The sequence below is a fragment of the Terriglobia bacterium genome (assembly GCA_020072645.1).
Classification (GTDB): Bacteria; Acidobacteriota; Terriglobia; order Terriglobales; family Acidobacteriaceae; genus Angelobacter.
The window spans coordinates 78970-101063 of the sequence record JAIQGK010000009.1; the positions used below are offsets into that span (position 1 = coordinate 78970).

18 protein-coding genes are annotated in these 22094 nt (G+C 55.1%); 8 read left to right on the forward strand and 10 right to left on the reverse strand.

Features of this window, described 5'->3' with window-relative positions:
* Position 1: 1 nt before the first annotated feature.
* Positions 2-1498 carry an apolipoprotein N-acyltransferase gene (gene lnt / locus LAO76_13810; GenBank protein ID MBZ5492002.1) on the reverse strand — a complete coding sequence of 499 codons (1497 nt, stop codon included), beginning with the start codon at positions 1496-1498 and terminating at the stop codon, positions 2-4.
* A gap of 164 nt (positions 1499-1662) precedes the next feature.
* Between lnt and LAO76_13815 the strand changes: the two genes are divergently transcribed.
* Complete coding sequence (locus LAO76_13815; protein MBZ5492003.1) at positions 1663-1800, forward strand: hypothetical protein; 138 nt, start codon at positions 1663-1665, stop codon at positions 1798-1800.
* A gap of 171 nt (positions 1801-1971) precedes the next feature.
* A complete protein-coding gene (locus LAO76_13820) occupies positions 1972-4296 on the forward strand; it encodes an APC family permease (GenBank protein MBZ5492004.1) in 2325 nt (774 codons plus the stop codon).
* A 32-nt stretch (positions 4297-4328) separates the two neighbouring features.
* Here LAO76_13820 and LAO76_13825 read toward each other — a convergent pair whose 3' ends face one another.
* Complete coding sequence (locus tag LAO76_13825; protein ID MBZ5492005.1) at positions 4329-4982, reverse strand: hypothetical protein; 654 nt, start codon at positions 4980-4982, stop codon at positions 4329-4331.
* A gap of 97 nt (positions 4983-5079) precedes the next feature.
* On the opposite strand from LAO76_13825, the gene LAO76_13830 reads away from it, so the two are divergent.
* The 3 genes from LAO76_13830 to LAO76_13840 all read left to right on the forward strand — a co-directional run bounded on the left by LAO76_13830 (position 5080) and on the right by LAO76_13840 (position 7316).
* Positions 5080-6279, forward strand: a complete 1200-nt coding sequence (locus LAO76_13830; protein ID MBZ5492006.1) for a DUF4118 domain-containing protein — start codon at positions 5080-5082, stop codon at positions 6277-6279.
* Complete coding sequence (locus LAO76_13835) at positions 6276-6968, forward strand: response regulator transcription factor (GenBank protein ID MBZ5492007.1); 693 nt, start codon at positions 6276-6278, stop codon at positions 6966-6968. Before LAO76_13830 ends, LAO76_13835 begins: the two co-directional genes overlap by 4 nt.
* Positions 6969-7160: 192 nt before the next feature.
* A complete protein-coding gene (locus LAO76_13840) occupies positions 7161-7316 on the forward strand; it encodes a hypothetical protein (protein MBZ5492008.1) in 156 nt (51 codons plus the stop codon).
* 72 nt (positions 7317-7388) lie between these two features.
* On the opposite strand, the gene LAO76_13845 is transcribed toward LAO76_13840, so the two are convergent.
* A complete protein-coding gene (locus LAO76_13845) occupies positions 7389-8297 on the reverse strand; it encodes a lysophospholipid acyltransferase family protein (GenBank protein MBZ5492009.1) in 909 nt (302 codons plus the stop codon).
* A 160-nt stretch (positions 8298-8457) separates the two neighbouring features.
* Here LAO76_13845 and LAO76_13850 point away from each other — a divergent pair, with 160 nt between their 5' ends.
* A complete protein-coding gene (locus tag LAO76_13850) occupies positions 8458-9003 on the forward strand; it encodes a cytochrome c (GenBank protein ID MBZ5492010.1) in 546 nt (181 codons plus the stop codon).
* Between the two features lie 78 nt (positions 9004-9081).
* Here LAO76_13850 and LAO76_13855 read toward each other — a convergent pair whose 3' ends face one another.
* The 3 genes from LAO76_13855 to LAO76_13865 all read right to left on the reverse strand — a co-directional run bounded on the left by LAO76_13855 (position 9082) and on the right by LAO76_13865 (position 11684).
* Positions 9082-9936 carry a lipid-binding SYLF domain-containing protein gene (locus LAO76_13855; protein MBZ5492011.1) on the reverse strand — a complete coding sequence of 285 codons (855 nt, stop codon included), beginning with the start codon at positions 9934-9936 and terminating at the stop codon, positions 9082-9084.
* 301 nt (positions 9937-10237) lie between these two features.
* Complete coding sequence (locus LAO76_13860; GenBank protein MBZ5492012.1) at positions 10238-10894, reverse strand: response regulator transcription factor; 657 nt, start codon at positions 10892-10894, stop codon at positions 10238-10240.
* Positions 10895-11051: 157 nt separating this feature from the next.
* Positions 11052-11684 carry a hypothetical protein gene (locus LAO76_13865; protein ID MBZ5492013.1) on the reverse strand — a complete coding sequence of 211 codons (633 nt, stop codon included), beginning with the start codon at positions 11682-11684 and terminating at the stop codon, positions 11052-11054.
* Between the two features lie 335 nt (positions 11685-12019).
* On the opposite strand from LAO76_13865, the gene LAO76_13870 reads away from it, so the two are divergent.
* Both LAO76_13870 and LAO76_13875 read left to right on the forward strand, forming a co-directional pair.
* Positions 12020-15049: a DUF3857 domain-containing protein gene (locus LAO76_13870; protein ID MBZ5492014.1), complete on the forward strand. Its 3030-nt coding sequence runs from the start codon at positions 12020-12022 to the stop codon at positions 15047-15049.
* Entirely contained in the window at positions 15046-18636 is a 3591-nt protein-coding gene (locus LAO76_13875) for a hypothetical protein (protein ID MBZ5492015.1), read from the forward strand. Before LAO76_13870 ends, LAO76_13875 begins: the two co-directional genes overlap by 4 nt.
* 45 nt (positions 18637-18681) lie before the next feature.
* Here the strand turns inward: LAO76_13875 and LAO76_13880 are convergent, their stop codons facing one another.
* From LAO76_13880 to LAO76_13895, 4 genes are all read right to left on the reverse strand, one after another.
* The gene (locus tag LAO76_13880) at positions 18682-18960 is read right to left on the reverse strand and encodes a hypothetical protein (protein MBZ5492016.1); all 279 of its coding nucleotides are present in this window, start codon (positions 18958-18960) and stop codon (positions 18682-18684) included.
* Between the two features lie 520 nt (positions 18961-19480).
* Positions 19481-19990 carry an RNA polymerase sigma factor gene (locus LAO76_13885; GenBank protein MBZ5492017.1) on the reverse strand — a complete coding sequence of 170 codons (510 nt, stop codon included), beginning with the start codon at positions 19988-19990 and terminating at the stop codon, positions 19481-19483.
* A gap of 323 nt (positions 19991-20313) precedes the next feature.
* Entirely contained in the window at positions 20314-20964 is a 651-nt protein-coding gene (locus LAO76_13890) for a class I SAM-dependent methyltransferase (protein ID MBZ5492018.1), read from the reverse strand.
* Between the two features lie 41 nt (positions 20965-21005).
* Positions 21006-21614, reverse strand: a complete 609-nt coding sequence (locus LAO76_13895; protein MBZ5492019.1) for a polymer-forming cytoskeletal protein — start codon at positions 21612-21614, stop codon at positions 21006-21008.
* Between the last annotated feature and the right edge of the window lie 480 nt (positions 21615-22094).

The window sequence follows — 22094 nt, forward strand, 5'->3', positions numbered from 1 at the left end:
TTTATGCGGGGCGGGCTTCAATCATGGTGGCAGCGCGGTAGCGCCAGCGCACAAACACCGCTAATAATGAGATTACCACACAAGCCCAGGCAAACACGTCGCCATAGCGGCTGTAAAAAGTAACTTCCGTTTCCGGAGAAAAAGGCGCGACCAGCGCGGTGCGCACGTTGCGCGGTGAGTGCTTCACCACCCGGCCCAGCGGATCAATAGAGGCCGTGGTGCCGTTGTTGGTAGCCACCAGCATCCAGCGATGGTTCTCCACCGCGCGCATTCTTGCCATTTGCAGATGCTGCGCCGGTGCGCCGGTTTCTCCGTACCAGAGGTCGTCGGAAATATTGATGAGTACCTGCGCGCCGTTCGCGGTAAACTCGCGGACTTCATCGGGAAAAACCGATTCATAACAGATGAAAACTCCCGCATGAACGCCGCCTAGATCGAATACCTTGCGCTGGCTGCCGCGGGCAAAGTCGCCCACCTCACGCGTGAGCTTGTTGGCAAAGAAGAGCAGACTTTGAAACGGCACGTATTCACCAAACGGCACCAGATGGATCTTGTCATATTGGCCCACCATGTTCCCATGGGGATCCATCACCAGCGCGGAGTTTAAAAGCTGCTGCCTGCCGCCGGATTCATGAGTTTCACCCACAGTACCGATCACCAGGTATGAATTTTTGTCCTGCGCCATTGCGACCAGCCATTGTTGCACACGCGGATCGTCGATGAAGAACGGAGCAGGCGATTCCGGCCAGACAATCAGCCCGGGACTATTGTCCTTGGGCGCCGCCTCCACGCTTTGCTTCACCAGCTCGGAAATCGTCTGGTCAAAGTATCTCGGAGTCCAATCTTTCTGGTCCAGCAACGGAACATTTTCCTGCATCAGTACGGCTTGATGCGTTGCCCTAAAAGGATCCGGCTTGGCAAAAATTCCTATTTGCAGTGCGATTGCTGCCGCCACTGTCGCAACCAGCAGGTTCTTGCGGCGCTGCCCGCGAAGCAGTATTGCAGCCACCAGGGCGCAATTCACCAGCATCACCGCAAATGACAGGCCGTAAACGCCGGCCACCTGCGACATCCGCGCAAAAGGGATATTGTCAATTTGCGCACCGCCCAGCGGGTTCCATGGATCGCCAATCACTCGATCGCGAAAAAGCTCGATCGCTGTCCAGAAGACGGGCGCAAGCAGCAAGGGACGGCGGTTCCCTGTCGTCGATCTCCTCGCCATCATCACTACCAGCGCAGCAAAAGCTCCGTGGTGCAGCCCCATGTAAATACAGAACGCAATGGTGATCAGCGTGGCTGCAACGCCGGGCAGCCGCCCATAAACGTGCATTACGGGATATATCCAGTAACACGTTCCCGCGTACCAGACAATGCCGCTGGCCCAGCCGATCAAAAAACCCTGCCACACGGTGAACGGACGCAGAGACCTTCCTTCAGAATCGAACAGCTCGCCCTCGCCGCCGCGGCCTCGCAGCAGCGCATAAAGCAGCGGCGCCATGGCAATCCAGCATAGGAAATAAAGATTTATGTTGGGAAAAACGAGGATCTGCAGCGCGCTTGAAACCAACGCGAGTATCCAGGCTCTGGAAGGAATGTTCCGCACTGAGCAGATTTTAGCAAACTGAGGGACGTACTTTGATTCCTCGAACCCACAGGACTACAATGCCTAGAGTGAGCTTCCTGGTGCACTACATTTTGCCGGTCTTCAAGTACCTGTTTTTTGCGGGACTGATCGGCGCTGTGCCGGTAATCATTGTCACGGCTATAAAAACGGCCCAGAGCATGCTGGAAGAAGATTAAAGATTAGGCGTCGAATCGGGTGACTTAAGGAACTTGGATCGGCCCAGCGAATAAGCGCCGGCAGGCGCTTTGATTCGTTGTGGCGATTGTTTATTTTTCAAAATGTCAGCAGGCTCAGGAGCTGTCCCACCACTTTCGAACCGGGTCCGCATCGTCGTTGCGACCTCGGTCATGCTCACGTTCATTTCTTACTGGCGGGCCGCTGCCATCGTATTGAATGACCTGGGCTCGTCCGCTTTTTATGCCGGTGGCATCGCGGAGCAGGCTGTCGGCAAGTCAGCTCCATGGTTCATTCTGGGCGTTATGCTCTTCGCCTTCGCGGTGCGCTCGGTCTACGTGGAAAGCTGTTCCATGTTCACCCGCGGCGGCGTCTATCGTGTGGTGAAAGAAGCTCTGGGCGGGGCCTTCGCCAAATTCAGCGTTTCCGCGCTGATGTTTGACTACATACTCACCGGCCCAATTTCCGGCGTCGCCGCCGGGCAATATATCGCCAGCCTTATCAATGAGCTGTTTGCTACCGCGGATCAGCATGGCTGGGTGCCAAAAGCCATGCACGTGATGTTCCATGGCACGCCGCAGATCGACGTGAACCATGCGGCTGCAGCATTCGCTCTGCTGGTGACCTGTTACTACTGGTGGGAAAACATCAAGGGCATAGAAGAATCCAGCGACAAAGCGCTCCGGGTGATGCAGATCACCACGGTGATGGTCGTCATCCTGATGGTCTGGGCCTTTTATACCGTTTTCCATAATGGCGCATCTCTGCCTCCGCTGCCCATACCGCAGAATCTTCACTTCAGCGCTGAAGCGCTAGGCTTCTTAAAAAATACTGATTTGGGAAAATCTGTCGGCCTTTTTGGGATCCTGATAGCGTTCGGCCACTCTGTACTAGCTATGAGCGGTGAGGAATCGCTGGCCCAGGTGAACCGCGAAATTGCCAGCCCCAAGCTGCGCAACCTGAAGCGGGCAGCATTGATCATCGCGATCTTCAGCTTTGTCTTTACCGGCATCGGTTCCCTGCTGGCCGTGATGATTATTCCCGATGAAGTCCGGGTACCCCTTTACAAAGACAACCTGATTTCCGGCATGGCCATGTACATGGTCGGGCCACATATTTTGAAGCTAGTATTTCGGGTATTCGTGGTAGTGGTCGGTTTTCTGATTCTTTCCGGCGCCATTAACACCTCTATCATCGGCTCCAATGGCGTGTTAAACCGGGTTTCTGAAGACGGCGTGCTTACAGACTGGTTCCGGCGTCCGCACCGGAGGTTTGGCACCAGTTATCGCATCATCAATCTGATTGTTGGGCTGCAGTTATTCACGATTCTTCTCAGTCGCGGTAACGTTTACGTCCTGGGTGAAGCTTACGCTTTCGGCGTGATCTGGAGCTTTACCTTCAACAGCCTGGCCATGCTGGTGCTGCGGTTCAAGTACAAGGGCGAACGCGGATGGCGTGTGCCGCCAAATATCAAGATACCGTGGCGTGGCGGGAAGGTTGAAATTCCTATTGGGCTCGCGTCCGTTCACCTGGTCCTGCTCTCCACCGCGATTGTGAATCTGTTCACCAAGCAGGTCGCCACCGTCGCGGGTCTTGCGTTTTCATTCGCTTTTTTCTTTATCTTTACCGTCTCTGAGAAGATCAATAAGCGCAAGTTCGCTCACGTGGAACAGCAGATGAAGGAGCATTTCCATCTGCTCCACCAGGAAACTATTGATCGGGAAGCGGTGCAGGTAAGTCCTGGAAACGTGCTGGTCACGGTGCGCGACTACAACACACTGAATCATCTGCGCTGGACGCTGGAAAACACCGACACCGGCGAGACTGACATCCTGGTCATGGAGGCACGCCTCACAGGCTATGGCAGCGCTGATCGCGATCTGGCCATGGAGCAGATCTTCAGCGACTATGAACAGACGCTCTTCACAAAAGCCGTCTCAATTGCCGAAAGCTACGGCAAGACCATATCTCTGCTGGTCGTTCCCGCCCGCGATGTCTGGTCTGCCATTGTTCAGACGGCCAACGCGCTGGAATCTTCCGCCGTAGTGTCCGGGGTTTCCAGCAAGATGACCGGAGAAGAACAGGCTTTCCGTCTGGGCCAGGCATGGGAAGCCATGCCGGAGCCCAAGCGGCAGTTCGTGTTCCAGGTGGTGCGCGCCGACTCCACGGTGGAAAGCTACCGTATTGGCCCGCACACGCCCACCATGAAGACGGAAGACGTCCATCTGGTCCACAAGATCTGGCTGGATATCAAAAGACTTCCAGGAACTGAAGACATTCACCACTCTGACATTGTGACGCTGGCCTTGACCCGTCTCTCGCGCGACTACACTGTTGATAAAGACGATGTCCTCAAAAACCTCAAGAAGGGTGTACGCGGCGCGCCACCAGCAACCAGCAGCTTCATCCGCGAGCCCGATGGCGACGGCAGTTCGCAAAAAAGAACCGAGGCTCCGCGTCGCGAACAGCCCATGCCGCCCGTTACGGGGCCCAAATAGCTACTTTTGATTGAACCGAATGGTGCTGCGGCCTAAAGCCGTTCGGCGATTCCTTCGGCAGCGTGGCTCTTGGCGGTATTTCCTGCCACCAATTTTTCGCGCACAAACGCCGCAATCTCTTCCGTAACATACGGCGGCGGCTGAATTTTGAAGATTGGCTTCCCTGCCAGCGCGTCCACCGATACCGTCTTCCAATTCGCCCTGGATTCAGATTGGTGCAGGATCACGCCATCAGCGCTCTCAAGAAACTCGCGCGCTGAATCCTTGAAGTCTTCCGTGTCAGCGTCGAGTACAGTGAGGTACAAGTCAGGACGCAGAAAGCGCATCACGCTGTTGGATTCCATGATCACGTTCTCCGCGCCGGCAATTTTGCGCTTGATATCCGGCATGGCCTCGCCCAAACGGCCTTGCCGCGTGCGGACCCAAAGTGATCGCTTCGCGCCGGCCACAAGAAAACGCGACGTATCGCTTTCACCGCTCAGGTCTTTCTCGTCACTCAAGGCGCGGAAATGGTCGTCGCCCGTATCGCAGTCGCAGGGTTTGCCATCGGCCGAGCAGATGCCATGACCGAACTGCGTGATCTTTAAGGCGGTCCAGTTGAACTCCGGAAGCGCGGCAATCAAACCGGCAACCACACTGGTCTTTCCCACGCTCCGAGAATGCCCGCCAATTACCACGATTGCCATACAGCTATTTTCGCAGGTTTTATGCGGTTTAAGAACACCCAAAATGGCTTGCATAGGCTAGAAACGGCTTTTTGCCGCAATGGCCTACAATTAAGTTGTGATTTCCTGGAGCGGGCGCTGGCCCGTCCGTTACCTTATTGCGACCATTACCGTGGCGCTGCCCATCGCCGTGCTGGAAAAGCTGCGTCCGGAACTGAGCCAAACCAGCATTGCCCTGATCCTGGTCCTTCCGGTGATTCTGGTGGCGGTAACGCAGGGCCGTGGCCCCGCGCTCTACGCCTCCATCCTAGTCGGTTTGTCATTCAATTTTTTCTTTATTGGCCCCTACTATTCGTTCCTGATTACGCGCCCGGAAGACGTGGTGGGTTTTATTGTTTTTGTCACCACCGCTGTTCTGGTGGGCCAACTTTCGTCGCGCCTGGAAAAGCGTGTGCTGCTGACAGAGAAGCAGAGCAAAGAACTGGTGCATGTACGCGGCAAATTTGAGCGCGCCGCCGCTCAGGCTGCTGAAGCCGATGCTCTGCGCAAGAGCGAACAGCTCAAGACCGCGCTGCTCGATGCCGTGACGCACGACCTGCGCACGCCGTTGACCTCAATCAAGGCGGCCATTTCCACTATCCGCGCGGAGTCGGTATCGCCGGAAGTGCAGCGCGAACTTTTTGAAGTGATTGAAGAGGAATCTGACCGCCTGAACCATTTCATTCAAGGCATGATGGACCTGGCCAAACTGCAGGCGGGCGAGGTCACGCTGGCCAGCAGAAACGTTGCGCCGGAAGAAATGGTGGAAGATGCGTTTCTCCGCGCCGCGGGATTGCTCGAAGGTCACCCAGTGGAAGTCGCCATTGCCAGCGGCTTGCCTTCGCCGAAGGTCGATCCACGCTTGATTTCACAGGTAATTTTCACTCTGCTGGAAAATGCGGCTAAATATTCTGGCCCTTCCGCCAAGATCACCGTCTCTGTGCGGCAGAAAGAAAACAACATCTGCTTCGCTGTTGATGATGAAGGTCCAGGCATACCGTCAGAACTGCGCGGGAAGGTATTTGATAAATTCTTCCGTGCTGGAGTGCAGCCTGGGTTAGGCATGGGATTGGCCATCGCAAGAGGAATTGTGCAGGCGCACGGCGGCAAAATATGGATTGAAGATGGTCCAGAAAGAAAGGGAACGAGCGTGCAGTTCATGATTCCATTGCATGATGTGCCGCCCGGCCCGACATCGGAAAACAACGGTCCAGACAATGGCGATGTCGCCGTGGCTCCAGGATCTTCACGCATAGAAACGTCCGGTGAACGCTCATGACGGATGATCCCAAGAAAATTCTAGTCGTGGATGACGAAGCCCAGATCACCCGCGTATTATTGCGCGGCCTGGAATCAGCCGGATATCAGGTCCGCGTCGCGAATGATGGTCGTGCCGGCCTGGAAAGTTTCCGTACATGGCTCCCTGACCTGGTGATCACAGATCTCTCTATGCCCGGGTACACGGGGTTGGAGCTATGTGAACGCATACGCCAGTTGTCAGAAGTGCCTGTGCTGGTGCTCTCAGTCAAGGAAGATGAGCCAACTAAAGTAAAAGCGTTTGACCTTGGCGCGGACGACTATGTTTCCAAGCCGTTTGGCATGGCGGAACTTACAGCGCGTGTGCGAGCTTTACTTCGCCGCTCGACGGCTCCCCCACAATCCGATGCCGCCTATGAAGCCGGGGATTTCAAGATCGATCCGCAGCAACGTTTGATTGAAGTCAATGGCAAGGCTGTGCACCTTACGCCCAAAGAGTACGACATGATTCGATACTTTCTCGCGAATCGCGGAAAAGTCCTCACCCATCGCGCCATTCTTACGGCGATCTGGGGCAGCAACAGCACGGAGCAGCCGGAATATCTGCGCGTTTTCATTGCCAACATCCGTAAAAAGCTGGAGCTGGATCCGCGCTCTCCCAGATACATCAAGACCGAGCCATGGATAGGCTACCGGTTTGACCCGGAGTGAAAACTAGGAACCGAATCCATCGTGGCGGGGAGTGACAGAAGGACTAACGGTGCGCTCAACACTCCTATCAAAACCCGCCCAGAAGCAGCAAGAAAAAACTCCGCAATTTCATTCTCACCACGATTTCTTTCCGCACTCTTTATAAGTTCTTAATGCGATTGCCGATTACCGTGGAATTAGCGGGAGGCAATCATGATGCACTTTCTTATAGTTTTTCTGGAGGCAGTATTCTTTATTGGTCTCGCCGGGTCAATGGTAGTGGCAATCATGGCTTTTGTTGGCGACTTTAGTGATTTCTTCGAAAAAGACAAGCCTGAAGGAGCTGCAACACAGGCAATTGGAGACTGAAGAGGACGCGGCAACTTCTTCTCTTCCCTGGGCGCACGGCTTCGGCTGTGCGCTTTTTTACATTGGGACTTGCTAATAGATGGAGGGCTCGCCGGGCGGGCGCGTCTTCCACCGCCTGTGGACCCACAACCACTGCTCGGGATATTTGCGCGCATATCCCTCGATCACCTTGGTAAAAAGGGCCGTATTGGCGATTGCGTCGGCGTCATCATCACCGGTCTTCGTGAGCTGCAGAGCCGGATCGAAGCGAATTTTATATTTGCCCAGCTCTTTGTCCCAGATGGTAAAAGCCGGCAACACGGCAGCACCGGTATGCAATGCCACGCGCGCAACCCCCGTAGCCGTGCATGCGGGAACGCCAAAGAAATCCACAAAAGCCCCTTGCGGGGGCGTCATATTCGTGTCCATCAGGATGCCCACCACTTCGCCGCGTTTCATTGAGGTGAGCAGACCGCGGGCGAAATCCTGCTTGCCGAATGTGCGATTGCCATGCAGCGTGCGATAACGGTCCACAAACGCGTCCACGTAAGGATTGTCGAGCGGGCGCACCACAATATTCATGGGATTGCCATTGAGGGAATGTACGAATGAGCCAATTTCCCATCCACCGAAATGCGCGGTCAGGAACAATACGCCTTTGCCACGCGCGCGGGCCTCGGCAAAGTTCTGGAAGCCATCGTAAACAGCGATCTCTGAAACGGTTTCTTTGCGGTACCGGGGGAACAACGCAAATTCAGCCAACTGACGGCCCAGGCCCCTAAAGAGTGTGCGCAGGATCTGAAGTTTTTCTTTTCGCGTGTTCTCAGGGAATGCCAGGTCCAGGTTGCGCAAGCCGACCTTGCGCAGCCGCCGGTGAACCGCATAAATAAAAATTCCAATGCCCTGGCAAAGACCTCGCGCCATTGGCCGCGGCAGCACGCCGATGGCTGCGGCCAGCAGCCAGACGGGAAAATATTCAAGCTTGTGGCGGAATGTGGGCAACTGGCGACGGTAACATCGCGAGAAAAATATTTCAAACCCCGCGTAACCCCCTGAGCCAATACAGACTCAATGTTAGGAGGTGTGTTCCCCACCTCAGGACTTACATTTCCCGAAGAACACCCAAGCCATTAAGATGGTTGCGCACCAAAAGGAGAAGACAATGAAGTTTTCCCACGCACTAGCCGCTCTTGCCATTGTTGCGATGTGTGGCTGCAAGGCCGGTACGCCCAGCAAGACCGAAAGCGCCGTAACGAATGAAGTCAAGCATGAAGTGACGATCGGCGGCAAAGACGTAAAGAATCCAATTGCCTATACACCAGACGCTGCGAAGGAAGGCGGCGAACACTTCCAGCATCATTGCCAAATCTGCCATGGACTGGACGGACAGAATACGGGGGTTCCTTTTGCCAGCAAGATGGATCCGCCAGTGGCTGATCTCTCAGTCAAAGACGTGCAGGATTACACCGACGGCCAACTGAAATGGATCATTGAAAACGGCATCAAGCCTTCCGGTATGCCGGGATGGAAAGGAATTCTGGAAGATGAAGAGATGTGGAACATTGTCCACTATATCCGCCATCTTCCCGCAAAGGGCAGCCTGGGCGCACCTCCCATTTTTAAGGAAGAAGAGGAAGAACACGAGCACATGAAAGGCGAGGCCGCTCACGACGATCACAACGCCAAGCCACATACGCACAAGCACTGAGCAGCTGAATTGCAAAGTGATTACGCAAAAAAGGAGCCTTGGTTTGGCTCCCTTTTGTTTTTTGAAGACTTTCCGGATTTATATTCGCACGGGCGGTGTTGGCGTTGGAGTGGGACTCGGCGTTGTTTCCGTGGCCGGAGCGGTTTCAGCTGCCGGAGCCGGCTCTGGCATCGGTGTCGGCGTGGCTGCTGGCGGATTTACCGGTGACGATGGTCGCGAACTGGGAGGCGGAGTCGACGGCATCGGGCTGCTCGAAGGAGCCACATCTGTCCCTGCGGCCCGTTTCACCGCGGCAAGAAATTTTTCAGCCGACTGCGGGGGTTGAACCGATCCCGTCAGAATGGTCTTGAAATCAACCTGGCGGCCATAAAGTTCGCCGGTCGCGTCTTCATCCTGTTTGATCACAGCGCCGTTAAAACTTATTCCGGCAAAAAGACCGCGCGCCCGCGAGTAGGTTAGGACTTCGGCTCGAAGCTTCCAGTCGGTGGAGCCTTCAGTGTGCCGTCCAACCGGACCGGCGGCCACGGATGCATCGGCGCCAAGCTTGAACTTGTTCGTAAGCAGCGCTTGCATACCGCGATCATTCATCACCACCATCACCAGGTCAACGGCTTGTCCGCCAATCTGCAAGCCCACACTTCCGCCTGTTGTGGTCAATGGCGCTGGAGCGCTCCAGCCAGTCGCTGTGCGACAGGTTGCCATGCCGCGGCCATGCGCGCCGCCAACTATAAATCCGCCCTTGAGCAGATTGGGCACCACTGCCACGCACTTTGCCGATCCAAGAATGTCTGAAGGAATGCCCTTATCGGGAGTTGCCATAATTTCGTCTAATACGGTGGCTGCCGTTTCCAGCCGGCTGGCCGCGGCTTCTGAAGCAAAGGCCCCGCTTGCAAGCGTGACTGCGCACAACACAACACGAAGCAGTGTTTTCATAATCTCCTCAAAAATGATTTTAGTCGCTGGGAGCAGGTAAGAAGATGCGGAAAAATAATAAAGGGTTGGATACGGTGACCCTCGTGACCGTGTCCAACCCCGTCTCCCAGGTTCTGTGGTAGGTGAGTAGAGTATCCATCCACACCATTTTCGCGGCAAGTAACCGGGGTTCCTTCCCCACTGCCGCTTTGGACATGTACTCACGGAGATATCAAGTTAGTAAACACCAAAACTTTGTCTCTCGCCCAAAACAAAAGGCCCAGCAGACTGTTCCGCCGGACCTCAAGATTTTTCTGGCGATTTATTTGGAGGAGGTCACCAGCGAATGCGTAATTGCGTGCACTGAGAGTGCGATGCGGTTTTGCACGCCGACTTTGCGCATCAACTTGGCCACATGCGCTTTTACGGTGCGCTCTTCGATCCCCAGCACCGATCCAATTTCCTTGTTTGAGCGTCCTACCACCAGCAGTTCAAGAACTTCTTTTTCACGATCGGTAAATGTAACCCTGCCCGCGGGAAAAATTCGTCCCGGGGAAGACGTTACTCGTTCGATAAAAATCGAAAGCACGCGACGCGGCGCCCAGACCGAACCAGCATGCACGATCCGCATTGCCTGTATGAACTCCGCTGGGGATGCGGCTTCGTCCACGTAGCCTTTAGCTCCGGCGGCCAGCGCTTTCAAAATCGTTTCATCGTCAGCGCCGCTTCCCGTAACAATGATGCGGAGATCAGGACGCGCGGCTTTGAGGCCCGCCATTACGTCAAACAGGTTTTGTCCCGCCCTTGTTCCCAGAAGGACGAGGTCGATATCTTTGCGCGGACCCAATTCCGCCAAACTGCAGGAGACCAGTTCGAGGTCCGTCTCGGTATCGAACAGAGACTTCAGTCCAATAAACCGAAGGGGATCACTCTCTACCACAGCTATGCGAATCGTTCTCTTCGATGCGCCTGCTTTCATCAAAACTCCTTCCAAGACCGTGGCGTGAATGTGGGTATTGTAAGCAAAAAATAGAGCGCGCGACCTGAAAGTATCATGAACCTCAGCCCAAGCCCATTACTTAGCAGGGTACATGTACTGAAGTTGAAGCGCAAGGATTGGGGAGTGCTGCTTCGGGTTACTTGCTGGCTTCCAGTCGACCACCCTCAGGACGCAGCAAAAACCCGTCCGCATGGCCCAGGGCAAAGCCGCGACGGTATCCTTCACAGTAACCATTTTCGCCGGAGAGATTGTGCTGCTTCGGATAATTGGCACACCCGACAAAATGAAAGTCGACCTGAGCGGTGGAAGATTGGTCTGAGCCTCCCCGATCGAACCCTTCGTTGTAACCAGAGAGAAAGCCTTCATCAAAGTGGGTGAACCCGCCGGCCGAATTCGTATCTTCCAGGGAGGCTGAGACAGACCGAAGCGTATCGACAGCCCGGAAGAGCCGTCCGGAATAGCCATCGCCGTAGCCGGCCTTCAAACCGGACGCAAAGCCGTGTTCAAACAAATTGCGTGGGCCAAATTGTGCGGAATAGCCTGATTTCAGTCCGTGGAAATCCTTGAGTTTGTGGCGTTGTGAACTACCCAGGCTGGCATCTGTATTGCCAATGTGGTAGCCCTCTTCATAACCGTGGCGGTATCCGTGAGCAAACGCTGAGTGCGAAAGCACCACGGCTGAACCGGACTCGCTCAAATGGAGATCCTGCGACCTTGCGGTAACGGCAACACCTGCGGCAAGAAACAGTATTAGCAGCAGACGCGCCATTGGGCCCAAAAACCTCCGGTTCCGTTCAGTCAGATGAACCTAAGTAACCGCGGGATGTCAGCTTCCCTGGCGTCCCTAAGGTCTATTTACCTACTCCCTAGGTTTTTCGATGAATGGCTGGAAATCGTATGTAGCTGGATACTTATCTCACCTTAACCAATCATGAAGAGTTGAGCTGACTCTCCGGCTACGGCAGATTAAAAACCTGGGGGAAACGGAGCCGAAAGAGGAAGGCGACTTAACTGATTTGCGATTTTCCCCGGGCGGTGAAACAGCCGCCTGGGGCACTCGTATTCTCCCCACAAAGGCTTAAGGTTCTTTCCCCGGAAGATGTTATGCGAAACCTGCTGCGTCACATGCCGCTGGTTTGTCTGCTGGTGTCGTCCCTGGCGCTTTGCGCGCAATCTCGCAACCCTTACGATCTAGAGCTGGAAAATCTGCGCTCGCAGTGGCCTTCAGCCGGAAAGCTGGAAAAGCTGGCGCTCCTGGACCATGTCCGCCGTTTGCGTGACTTTGCCGATGATCGGCGTCAAGTCCAGCTTTTCTTTGAGAATGTCGGGCAATCGGCTGGGGAAAATGATCTCGTCAGGAATGAAGCAGCTGCCTATATCGACGATCTCCGCACTTTCAAGGTGCCGGCACAACATCAGGCGCAGCACTGGTATGCGGCTCCCGAATCCCGCCAGCGCATTCTGGCGGAAGCCCGCAACGCCGCCACAACCGGCGCGTCTTGCGAAACTCTGGCTGAGTTGGAGCATTTATCCGGTTCCGCTGAAGCCGCTGACCATATGTTGCAGGCAGCCGCTCTGGATCCCACAGCAACGCGCTGGCTCCGGGCCGCTCAATTTCTGGATGAACCTCTCCGCAAGTTTGCCGCGTTACGTAATGGCCTATCGCTGGAGCCTTCCAATGCGCGACTGCACGTGGAATTGGCGACCTATTACATCGGCCGCCAGCAATTGGAAAAAGCTCGTGACGTGCTCAACTCGGCGGCGGAAGCTGCACCGAATGATTTTGTCATCCGTGAACGCCGCGCCAGCTTGTTCTTGAATCTGGGTCTTCGTTCGCAGGCGCTGCCGGAACTGCGTCGTCTGGAAAAGCAGTGGCCTTCCCCGCTGTGGCTGCGCTCTCGACTTGCACTGGACTACGAACAGATGGGACTTCTGGACGACGCCGCGCGGCTCGCTGCGTCCGTAGTGGCAGAAACTTCCGACAACCGCGAACAACTCGAGCTGCTGGCCCGCTTCCATGAACGCCGGCACATGAAATATGACTTGCAGGCGGATTACATCTCTCTTTCGCGACTGGAGCCGAACCAGCCAGATATATGGTCGCGGCTGGCGCAAGTGCAGATCGATTGCGGCGATGCTGAAGGCGGCAGGAAATCCCTGCTGCGGCTAGTTGCACTGGATGATGAAAACGCTGACGCCCACCGCCGACTGGCGCAGGTGGACGAAAACCTGCATCTTGATCGCGAAGCGCAACAGGAGTTGGCAAAAGCGTCCTCCGCCGCGCGTCCGGACACGCTGGCGAAGGACGCACAATATCTGGTCAACCCGGCAATGGTGGTCAAGGACGCATTTGCCAAGCCGCCGGCGCCAGCCGATACAGCCCTGGCTGATATTCGCGTGCAGGAGCTTCTCGCCAGTGGCCTGGATCGCGTGCACGTTCAGCAGCTTTATTTTGTAGGATCGGATGCTGCACTCGATTCCCATCGCGTCAGCACAATTCGCTATTCGCCTTCCACTGAAGAATTGCTCGTGATTCACGCGCGCGCGTGGAAGCCCAATGGTTTGGTACTGGACGCGCAGGAATTGGGCGATCATGAATATGCCGACACTCCGGTTTCAATGTATTACGACATGCGCCTGCACCAGCTTCGCTTTGCCGGACTGGAAAAAGGGGATGTGGTTGAGCTGGAGTATTCGCTCGTGCCCAAGCGCCGGTCCGCACCTTACAGCGGATATTTTGGCGAGCTGGTCTTGTTTGCCGGCCGCGGTCCGGAGCAGTTGAAGAGATACGTGCTGATTGCTCCCGCAGCGGAGAAAATTTTTGTTCACGCGGAAAAGATCGCTCCCGCAAGCGTTTCTGCCCGGGATGGCTCCCAGGTTTTTCTTTGGGAATCACGCTCAATTCCCGCATTGCCGCGCGAGCCGCGCAGTCCCGGCGTGACGGAAGTTTCTCCTTACGTGCACGTCTCCACCATGGGCGACTGGAAACAACTTGGCTCCTGGTATGCGGAGCTTGTTCGTCCTCAATTTGCGCTGGACCAATCGCTCCAGGATGAACTGGCGCGAGTGACGAACGGACTTCACACGGACAAGGAGAAGATTTCTGCCATCCAGGAATTTGTCCTGCGCAGCACGCACTACGTGGCGCTGGAGTTCGGCATTTACAGTTATAAGCCTTATCCAGTCACGCAGATTTATGCCCGACGCTTTGGTGACTGCAAAGACAAAGCCAGCTTGATGATCGCGCTGCTGCGGGCCGCAGGCATTGAAGCCGAGATCGCGTTGGTGCGCACTCGCTCCCTGGGCGACGTGGCGACGGAACCGGCTTCCATCGCCGTTTTCAATCACGCCATTGTCTACGTGCCGAAATATGAATTATGGCTCGATGGAACAGCGGAATACGCCGGCCGCGAGCTTCCTCTGGAAGACCAGGGAGCCTTGTCGCTGACGGTGAGCCTGAGCGGCGCGGCGGAGATACGGCACATCCCCATGAGTCGCGCGGCGGACAACTACACACGGCACGTCATCCGGGGCGAGCTCTCCGCGCAGGGCGTGATCCAGTTCAGCGGCTCGACCACAACCAGGGGTGAAGATGCGCCCGGATTGCGCCATGACCTGGCCGTGCGCGAACAACAGTTGGATATGTTTCGGCGCGAACTTGCCGAAGTCTTCCCCAGCGTGCAGGTAGATAGCGTTGCGGTCCACGGCGCTGAAGTACTTTCCAGCAGCGTGAGCGTGGAGTTCCAGGGCGCGCTAAATTCGCCGCAATACAAGCGTGTGGTTTCCCTCCGTTCGTCATGGATGCCGCGCTCGTACGTAGCTGCCCTGGCTGGAGCCAGCACACGCACACAGGATCTGGTCCTGCCTTCGCCATGGACCACGGACGAGGAAATTCACATCGCATTGCCGGAAGGTGCAGAAGTCACTTCCCTGCCACGCGACCAGAACATTACCGGGACTTTTGGCTCGCTTCGACTGCATTACAAGAAATCTGCGGGTGAAGTGATGGTACAGAGCCATATACAGTTTGAAAAAGCGCGTGTAAGCGCGCAGGATTATCCGGCCTTCCGCCAGTTCTGTGTCCAGGCGGAACACAGCTTCCGCAATGAAATCACATTGAGTCTGCCGCAATGAGATTGGCCACCCGCGCTCTTCCCATCCTGCTGTTCTGCTTAAGCGCGAGTGTGGGATTCTCACAGAGGGGCCAGACCACGCATTCGGGCAAAACGGACGATTCCCTGCTCCAGAGTTTTTTTTCTGATTTCAATTTGTCCTCGGCAGCCGAGACATCCGGCGCGCGTTTGCGTCAAGCCCCAAAAGACACTGTGGCGCTCTTCATTCGCATGGAAACAGCCGAACTGCAGGAACGTCCTGAGATTGCATTGGACTCGGCTCTACGGCTTTGCGCCCTGCCTGCCGCGCCAGAACTCCACGATCTGGCATCGAACCGGGTCCTGCAGCACGCGGCCAATAGCTGGGCCTTCAACGTGGTCCTTCGCCGGATAAAATCAACAGCAACAATCCACAATGGCTGCGCTTTCAACCTGCGGCTGGCGCTGGTAGCAGCCGCTTCCGACGGCGCAAACATTGATCTGGACACCGCAGCTCATTCAAGCAGACTGCTCACGCGGTGGAGTGTTGCCGGCCCGTTTGGAAGATATAACAACGTTGACTTTGAGCGCCGGTGGCCGCCGGAAAGCGAGCGGCCTTTCCGCGACCGATACTCGTCCCAACGGGACTTCGAGATCTTAAAAAGTGAACGTCGAGGGCGTGCCACTGCCAAGCAAGACTCTTCGCGCACAATTATGCCGGAACGGTTCTGGTTCCGCGACGGCATGATTGCTCTCCCAGAATACTTCCCCTCTACCGGCATTTTTTATGCAGCCAGTGATGTCGATCTGCCAGTCGCGACCACCACATCTCGGCTCGACGTATTGAGTTCTGGCACCTATGAAGTTTTCATCGACGGTAAATCGCTATTGCTTCACGACGCACGTCATGCAGCCGCCCCAACCCGGGATTCAACTTCATTGTCAATGGCGGCAGGTCACCACCGCATCCTGCTCAAGTTTTCACCGGATGCGGCACCGTTGAGCGTAGCTCTGCATCCACAATTTGAAGTGTCGCCACAGAAAAAGATTGCCCTGCCGACGCCCCTGGCACCATACACGCAAGCGCTGGCAGCATATTTCCGGGGCGATTTTGCCGAGATGGCAACCCTGCTCCGCGCGGACGCGCTTCGTGACACCGGCTATGGCAAGTATCTCCATGCGCTGCTCTATTCCGCGGCCGAAGAGCATTCACCCCGCGCGGACGCTGCATGGAAGGCGGTTGCCACGGCCCAACCAGGGGCCTTGCTGGCACGATTGAAATCGGACCAAAACGCTGCTGATCGAGGCCAGGCTGAATCCGTACGCACAGATGTAATGAGCATTTTGGCGGAGCGTCCTCAATCAGAAATGGCGCTGCAATTGGCTTTTAATCTTTCACGGCGCAATCAGGTGGATGGGCCGGCGCTGCTCGCGCGTTTGCTGGAGTCACATCCTTCCTGTGCCCGGCTCGCGGAAGCCGTTAAGTTCTATAACGCCGCCGCACAGCAGGACAAATCCCTCGCCGTTGAACAGCAAATGGCCTCGTGCGCGCCAGAGTCTTTGCAATATGCGCGGCTGCTGGCTGAATCAGGCCGCCACAGCGCCGCGGCAGCCTACCTTCAGCAGTTAGTTACCAGAAACCCTCTTCATCGCGCTGCCCGGCGAATGCTGGTAGAGCAACTGCTTCTGGATAACCAAATCAGCGCGGCCAAACTTCAAGCCAAACAACTGCGTGAACTGGCTGCAAACGCCCGGGACTATGTGCCAGCGGTCAGAGACACGGGAGTGGCGCCGGATAGCAGGAGTGAACGCGCTGAGGCATTCGCCAACGGTGCAGAATTCTATGTTCCCTACCGTCGCGATGGCATAGAGATGGTCCGCAAATCGGCGCAAAGAAGTTTTTCTGGTGGCGACGCGGTAATCCTGCTCTCTGACAAAGTCGTCCGCATTCGCCGTAACGGTCCTGTTTCCGTGTATGTGCATCGCATTACACGCCCATTGAATAAAGAAGGCATCAGCCGGTACGGAGAAGTAACGCTGCCGCGCGGAGCTGATCTGCTGGAGTTGCGCACAATCAAAGCCGATGGAGAGATCACTGAACCTGAACTGGCGCAGCAAAAACCAACTATCTCCATGCCAGCGCTGGAGGCGGGCGACGCAATCGAGGAAGAGTACGTGCTGCATTATGCGGAGTTAGACCAGATGCCGGAAAGTGCCGGCACCCATACTTTCGGGTCCTTCGCCGCGCCATTGCTTCATGCTCGCATGGTGCTGCTGAGCCCTGCGGAAAGCACGGTCAGTGTGAGAGAACAAGCCGGTCCCCCGCTGCCGCTGGTGGGAGAAAATAATGGAACGGTGATCCGGATATGGGAGCGCGATAACATTGCCCAGACGATCGCAGAATCGTTTCTACCTGCGATCAACCTACTCCCCACCGTCATGGTTACCTCAGCGGCAAAAACCCGCGATGGACTGCGCGATCAGTTGATCGACGTATCGCGAGCCGGCCTTCACGTAAATGAAGCGGCGGCGGAATTTAATCTTTCGCAAGCCGGTGGAGATTTTGAGAAAGCGAAGCGTCTGTATCGATTTGTGACCAGCAAGATCGATTCGACCGGTCCAGACTGGGCCGCAAGCCCGGCCGAAGACACGCTGGACAATGGTCAGGGCAGCCGGACCATGGCTCTGCTGGCCCTGGCGCGCGCCGTTGGATTAAACGCAGAACTGCTGCTGGTGCGGAAAATTGAGCAGGACTGCGGCAAAGAACTATCCTGCTACACCGAACCGCTGGTTCGGTTCTGGCTGCAGAGCCGCGAACCTGTGGATGTTGATGCTGAATCCGATGATTTGCCTTTCGGCGCAATTCCGCCATCACTGGATGCGCGGGAAGCTCACCTTATCCCTTTGTTGGCAGGAGAAGAGAAAAAGCCAGAGATCGTGGCTTTGAATCCGCGGCTCGCAGATGAGAAGAGTATGGCGGAAGCCGACCTTTCATTTTCTAATAGCGACCTCTTAGCCAGCATCCGTGTGCGATTGGGCTCAATGCGTGCACAGGAGGTACGCAACCTGCTCCGTAGCGCGGGAGAACCAGAGAAGCAGGCATTCTTCGAGCAACTGGCAATGCGTATCTTTCCGGGCGCCGCGTCGATCACTGGAACCGCGGCGCATGAAAGTGATCCCGAGCAGCCCCTGAAACTTTCGGTCCGCTGTACGGTTCCGCAATTTGTTAATCGGCAGAGCGGCACAGCGGAAATCAATCAGCTGGCTCCTGCGCTGGGCCTGGCAACTCTGTACGCCAAGACCCCAACGCGCAAGTTCCCGCTCCTGATTGACTCATTATTCTTTGAAAGCACCATATTTCATCTGCATTTGCCGGATGCCATGGGAGTACATTCGCTGCCTGCCGACTTCACGGAGAAAACCGAATTTGGCGAGTACGCGCTGAGCTTTGTGCGGATGCCACACCAGGTGGATATCCATCGCGACTTCCGCATTCCGGTGCAGGTCATCGCGCCGGACAAGTATGGCGCGTTCGCAAACTTCGCAATGCGCATCGATGAAGCGGAACGTCAACGTATTTCACTGGAAAGCCGGAAAGATGCTGCCGCTCCGACTGTCTCTAAAAAGTAAAAGGCCGGGCATTAACCCGGCCAATCTTTCGCAAGCACGCGCCGCTTAGTAGCGATTGCCTCCCGCGACCGGCATATTGCGATAGCCGCCTTTTTCCTGGCCCATGCGCTCCAGGAACGTGGATGCCATATCGACAAACTTGCTGCCCTTTTCAATGTACTCAGGCATGCGGTGCCACAATTCTTCGAACTTTTCCGGATGCTCGGCGGCAAAAGTTGCTACGCCGATTCCGGCAACGGCCAGGCCCGCTGGCCTCCGTCCCGTCAGGAACAGAATTGCCCCCGCCGCAAAAGACCCGATCATCAGCGTTTTCTTCCAATCCATTGCTCCGCCCTCCGTAATTATGTGTTCTGGCTGAAACTTTAATCTATTTTTGTCGCTCATGGAAGCCACCACGCTTCATCTACCCGGTTCATTAGAACCGCAATTTCGTCATTCCGTTGCCCTTTCTGAAATACCACGCTGGGGATTTCCAGTGTTGCGGCTCGAATCATGAAATGATCGATGAAGAGGCGCAACAAATTAAGGAGAACCAGAAGGATTCCAACAGTGACCTTCAAAGCTCAGGTTGTTCAAGAAAAATTCAGACTGAAAGTCGGCGCGGCAAAAAAAGAAAGTGGGCGCCGGTATAGGGGCGACGCCCACGTGGGGGTACTGCGTATGTTGTTATTAAGATAGACGTAGGATCGGGAAAAAAGTTTCAGCTTTAATTGAAATTAACATAACTAAATATCCCAAAGTTAATAGAAAGCTGAGACTTGCGATGTTGATTGCGAAAAAAACCCTTCGCTTTAGGCGAAGGGTTGGAGAGTAAGGAGAGAGAGGAGATACAATCGACGGCTTTTTACGACATGCGCGAAATCAGTTCTCGCATCTGCAAACGGGCCTGATGCAGTCCAAACTGCGATTCTTTTACATCCAAGCCAAGCAGGCGAGCAATTTTTTCATGGCTGTAGCCTTCAACATCGTGAAGGAGAAAGATCATTTTTTCTGTCGCAGGCAGTTCCACAACCGCGCGCTCAAGATGCACCCGCTTCACGTTGCCGCAAACGCTCTTGGTTTCCGCGGAGATGCTGCCGTTCAATGTGAGGGTGCCGATCGTGGTGAGTTCGCGGATCTCAGCCAGGAAGGCTTGGTCAATCTGTTCCGTCTTCGGCTCTGCCGATGACGCAAAAGCGCGAAGGAATGTGTTGGCGGAGAGCTGTTCAGCGGTTAGCTCATTGTCGGTCATCCAAAAAGCCAGGGAGTAAATTCGGTGGCAGTGCTCGCCATAGATCGCATCATAATTAGCTGTGCGATTTTCTCTTGCGGCAAGAATTCCAAGATTACTAATAATGCTTACGCTGCTAGACATTTAACCTACCTCTTCTTCGGCCCGCTGCAGGGTCCCTTTTTTGATTACCGTCATTCTCTCGGCACTGTTACTACTGCAATCGAGATGCCCAAAGAACGCAGACGCCAGTGAAGTTTTGCAATGTAATTTAAGTTGTTGATTCTTAATGCGGAACAGCTCGTTTCTCAGGTGAGTAGAAGAATTCCACAGATTAGAGGATTAAGGCCCAATCCAAGCTGGATATAGTTTATAGGTATTTTGATACCACTTTTGGATATTGAGGGTTCAAATGCAGTGAATGCCGGAAGGTAAATTTTACCGAATAACAGGCGTGATTGAACCGGTCAGCGAACCATCAGGACTTCACGGATATTGTCCCGGCCAAGGAAGAACTTACGGGAGGCAAAGTCCTTAAAGAGATTTTCAATGTGCCGGTTGTTGAAGATCCGTTGCAGCTTAAAGCCCTGAACTGGCTCAAGCTCAAGCGTATCTTTCTGGACGATATGGTGACGGGAATAGAGAGATTCCACACCTGCGTCCTTGGTGTGAAAAAAGGCGAGCAGGTATCCCTTGGGCTTCAGGATGGCCTGTAGGCGCTCAACCAAGGGCTTTACCAGGCTTTCAGGCAGGTAGTCAGCCACGTCCCAGAACAGGATTGCGTCAAACTGGTCAGCGCCATAATCAAGGTTTTCCGCAAAGAATTTTGTCGGATCAAACTGAAGCGTACCGTCTTCCTGCTTCACGCAGTAACTTTCGTCCTGCGATTCTCGCAAAATATCCTCATTAAAGAGGCGCACACCCATCTCTGTAAGCAAGGCAATGTTTGTAGGTGAGGTTGGTCCCAGATCAAGGACACAGGGTTTCTGTTCGCCGCTGCTGCTCAGGCTGCGCATGAATTCGCCCAGTCCAATGCAGGTGCGCCTGGTCCGTGGCGCAGATTTGCCACCCTCTTGAGGCTTGGACTGAGAGCTGCCTGCTCCACGGAACCATCGCATTAAATTGTTACCGGAGGAGCTCACGCTCCTTTAACTCTACCTTATTTGCTATCTAAAAAGGAACCCTGCGAATCCGAGCTGGCGCTGTAGCTGGACGCGCTCGAACCCGATGACGATCCGCTGCCGGCGTTCATGCCTGCGCTGGCTGCGACCGCCAGCGGCTTACGTGCTTCCACTGGCTGGCTCTTTTCCTTGATATCGATGGCGCCCTTAAAGAATGCCCCATCTTCAATCACGATCCGTTGCGTGCTCACATCGCCGATCAGCGTGCAGGACTTGCGCAGCTCCACACGTCCGGTAGCGTTGATGTTTCCTTCAACCCGGCCATGGACGACCAGATCGCGCGCGGTAATGCCCGCCTTGATTTTTCCGTTCGGGCCAATGATCAGGCTATGGTCGCGTAGATCAATCGTCCCTTCGATTGAACCGTCCAGATAAAGGTCCTCACTGCCGGTGAGTTCGCCTTTGATCTGGACTGACTTGCCGATGTGCCCAACATCCGCGCGTTGCGGATCGCTGGCCTTCGGCGTTTCTTTATGTGGTGTGGGAATACTGGGTGCAGCGACAGCAGCTGGCGGGGGTACAGGCTGCGCAGGCTGGGTCGGATTCATGTTCATGGGCTTGTTGTCTTCAGGACGCGGTTTCCACATTTTGGCACCTTTTCTTTCGTTATCGCTCTCTTCAGAGAGACCTATTCTCTTGTCTTGGAACGCCTGTCGCAGATTTCAATCAGGAGTTTGACCGCTAGTTTACTGCTGTATTTCAAAATCAAATAGTTACCGTAGGTGTGCGCCGGAAAGGCAATCTGGCGCTCATTCACGGCATTCTGCTGCCCAACTTTACGTGTTTACAATAAAGTAAACAGTAACTATTTCACTACCTCCCGGGAGATTTCGTTCAAGTCCATATTTTTCAGTCTCTTAGATATTTCCAAGAAACCGGTGAAACTCTGGCCAGTTTGGCTGTCTGTTTGCTTTTAAGTTATGTGTCGACCGGACGGAATGTCGCGGCGCACGGGCGGAACCGAAACCAGGGGAACAGCGGTTCTGAACGCAAGTCGCGGCTATTGAGCCAATGGGACTGCCTTTCCGAGAGGGTCGATCAATAAAAGGGGCGGCTGCAAAGCTGCC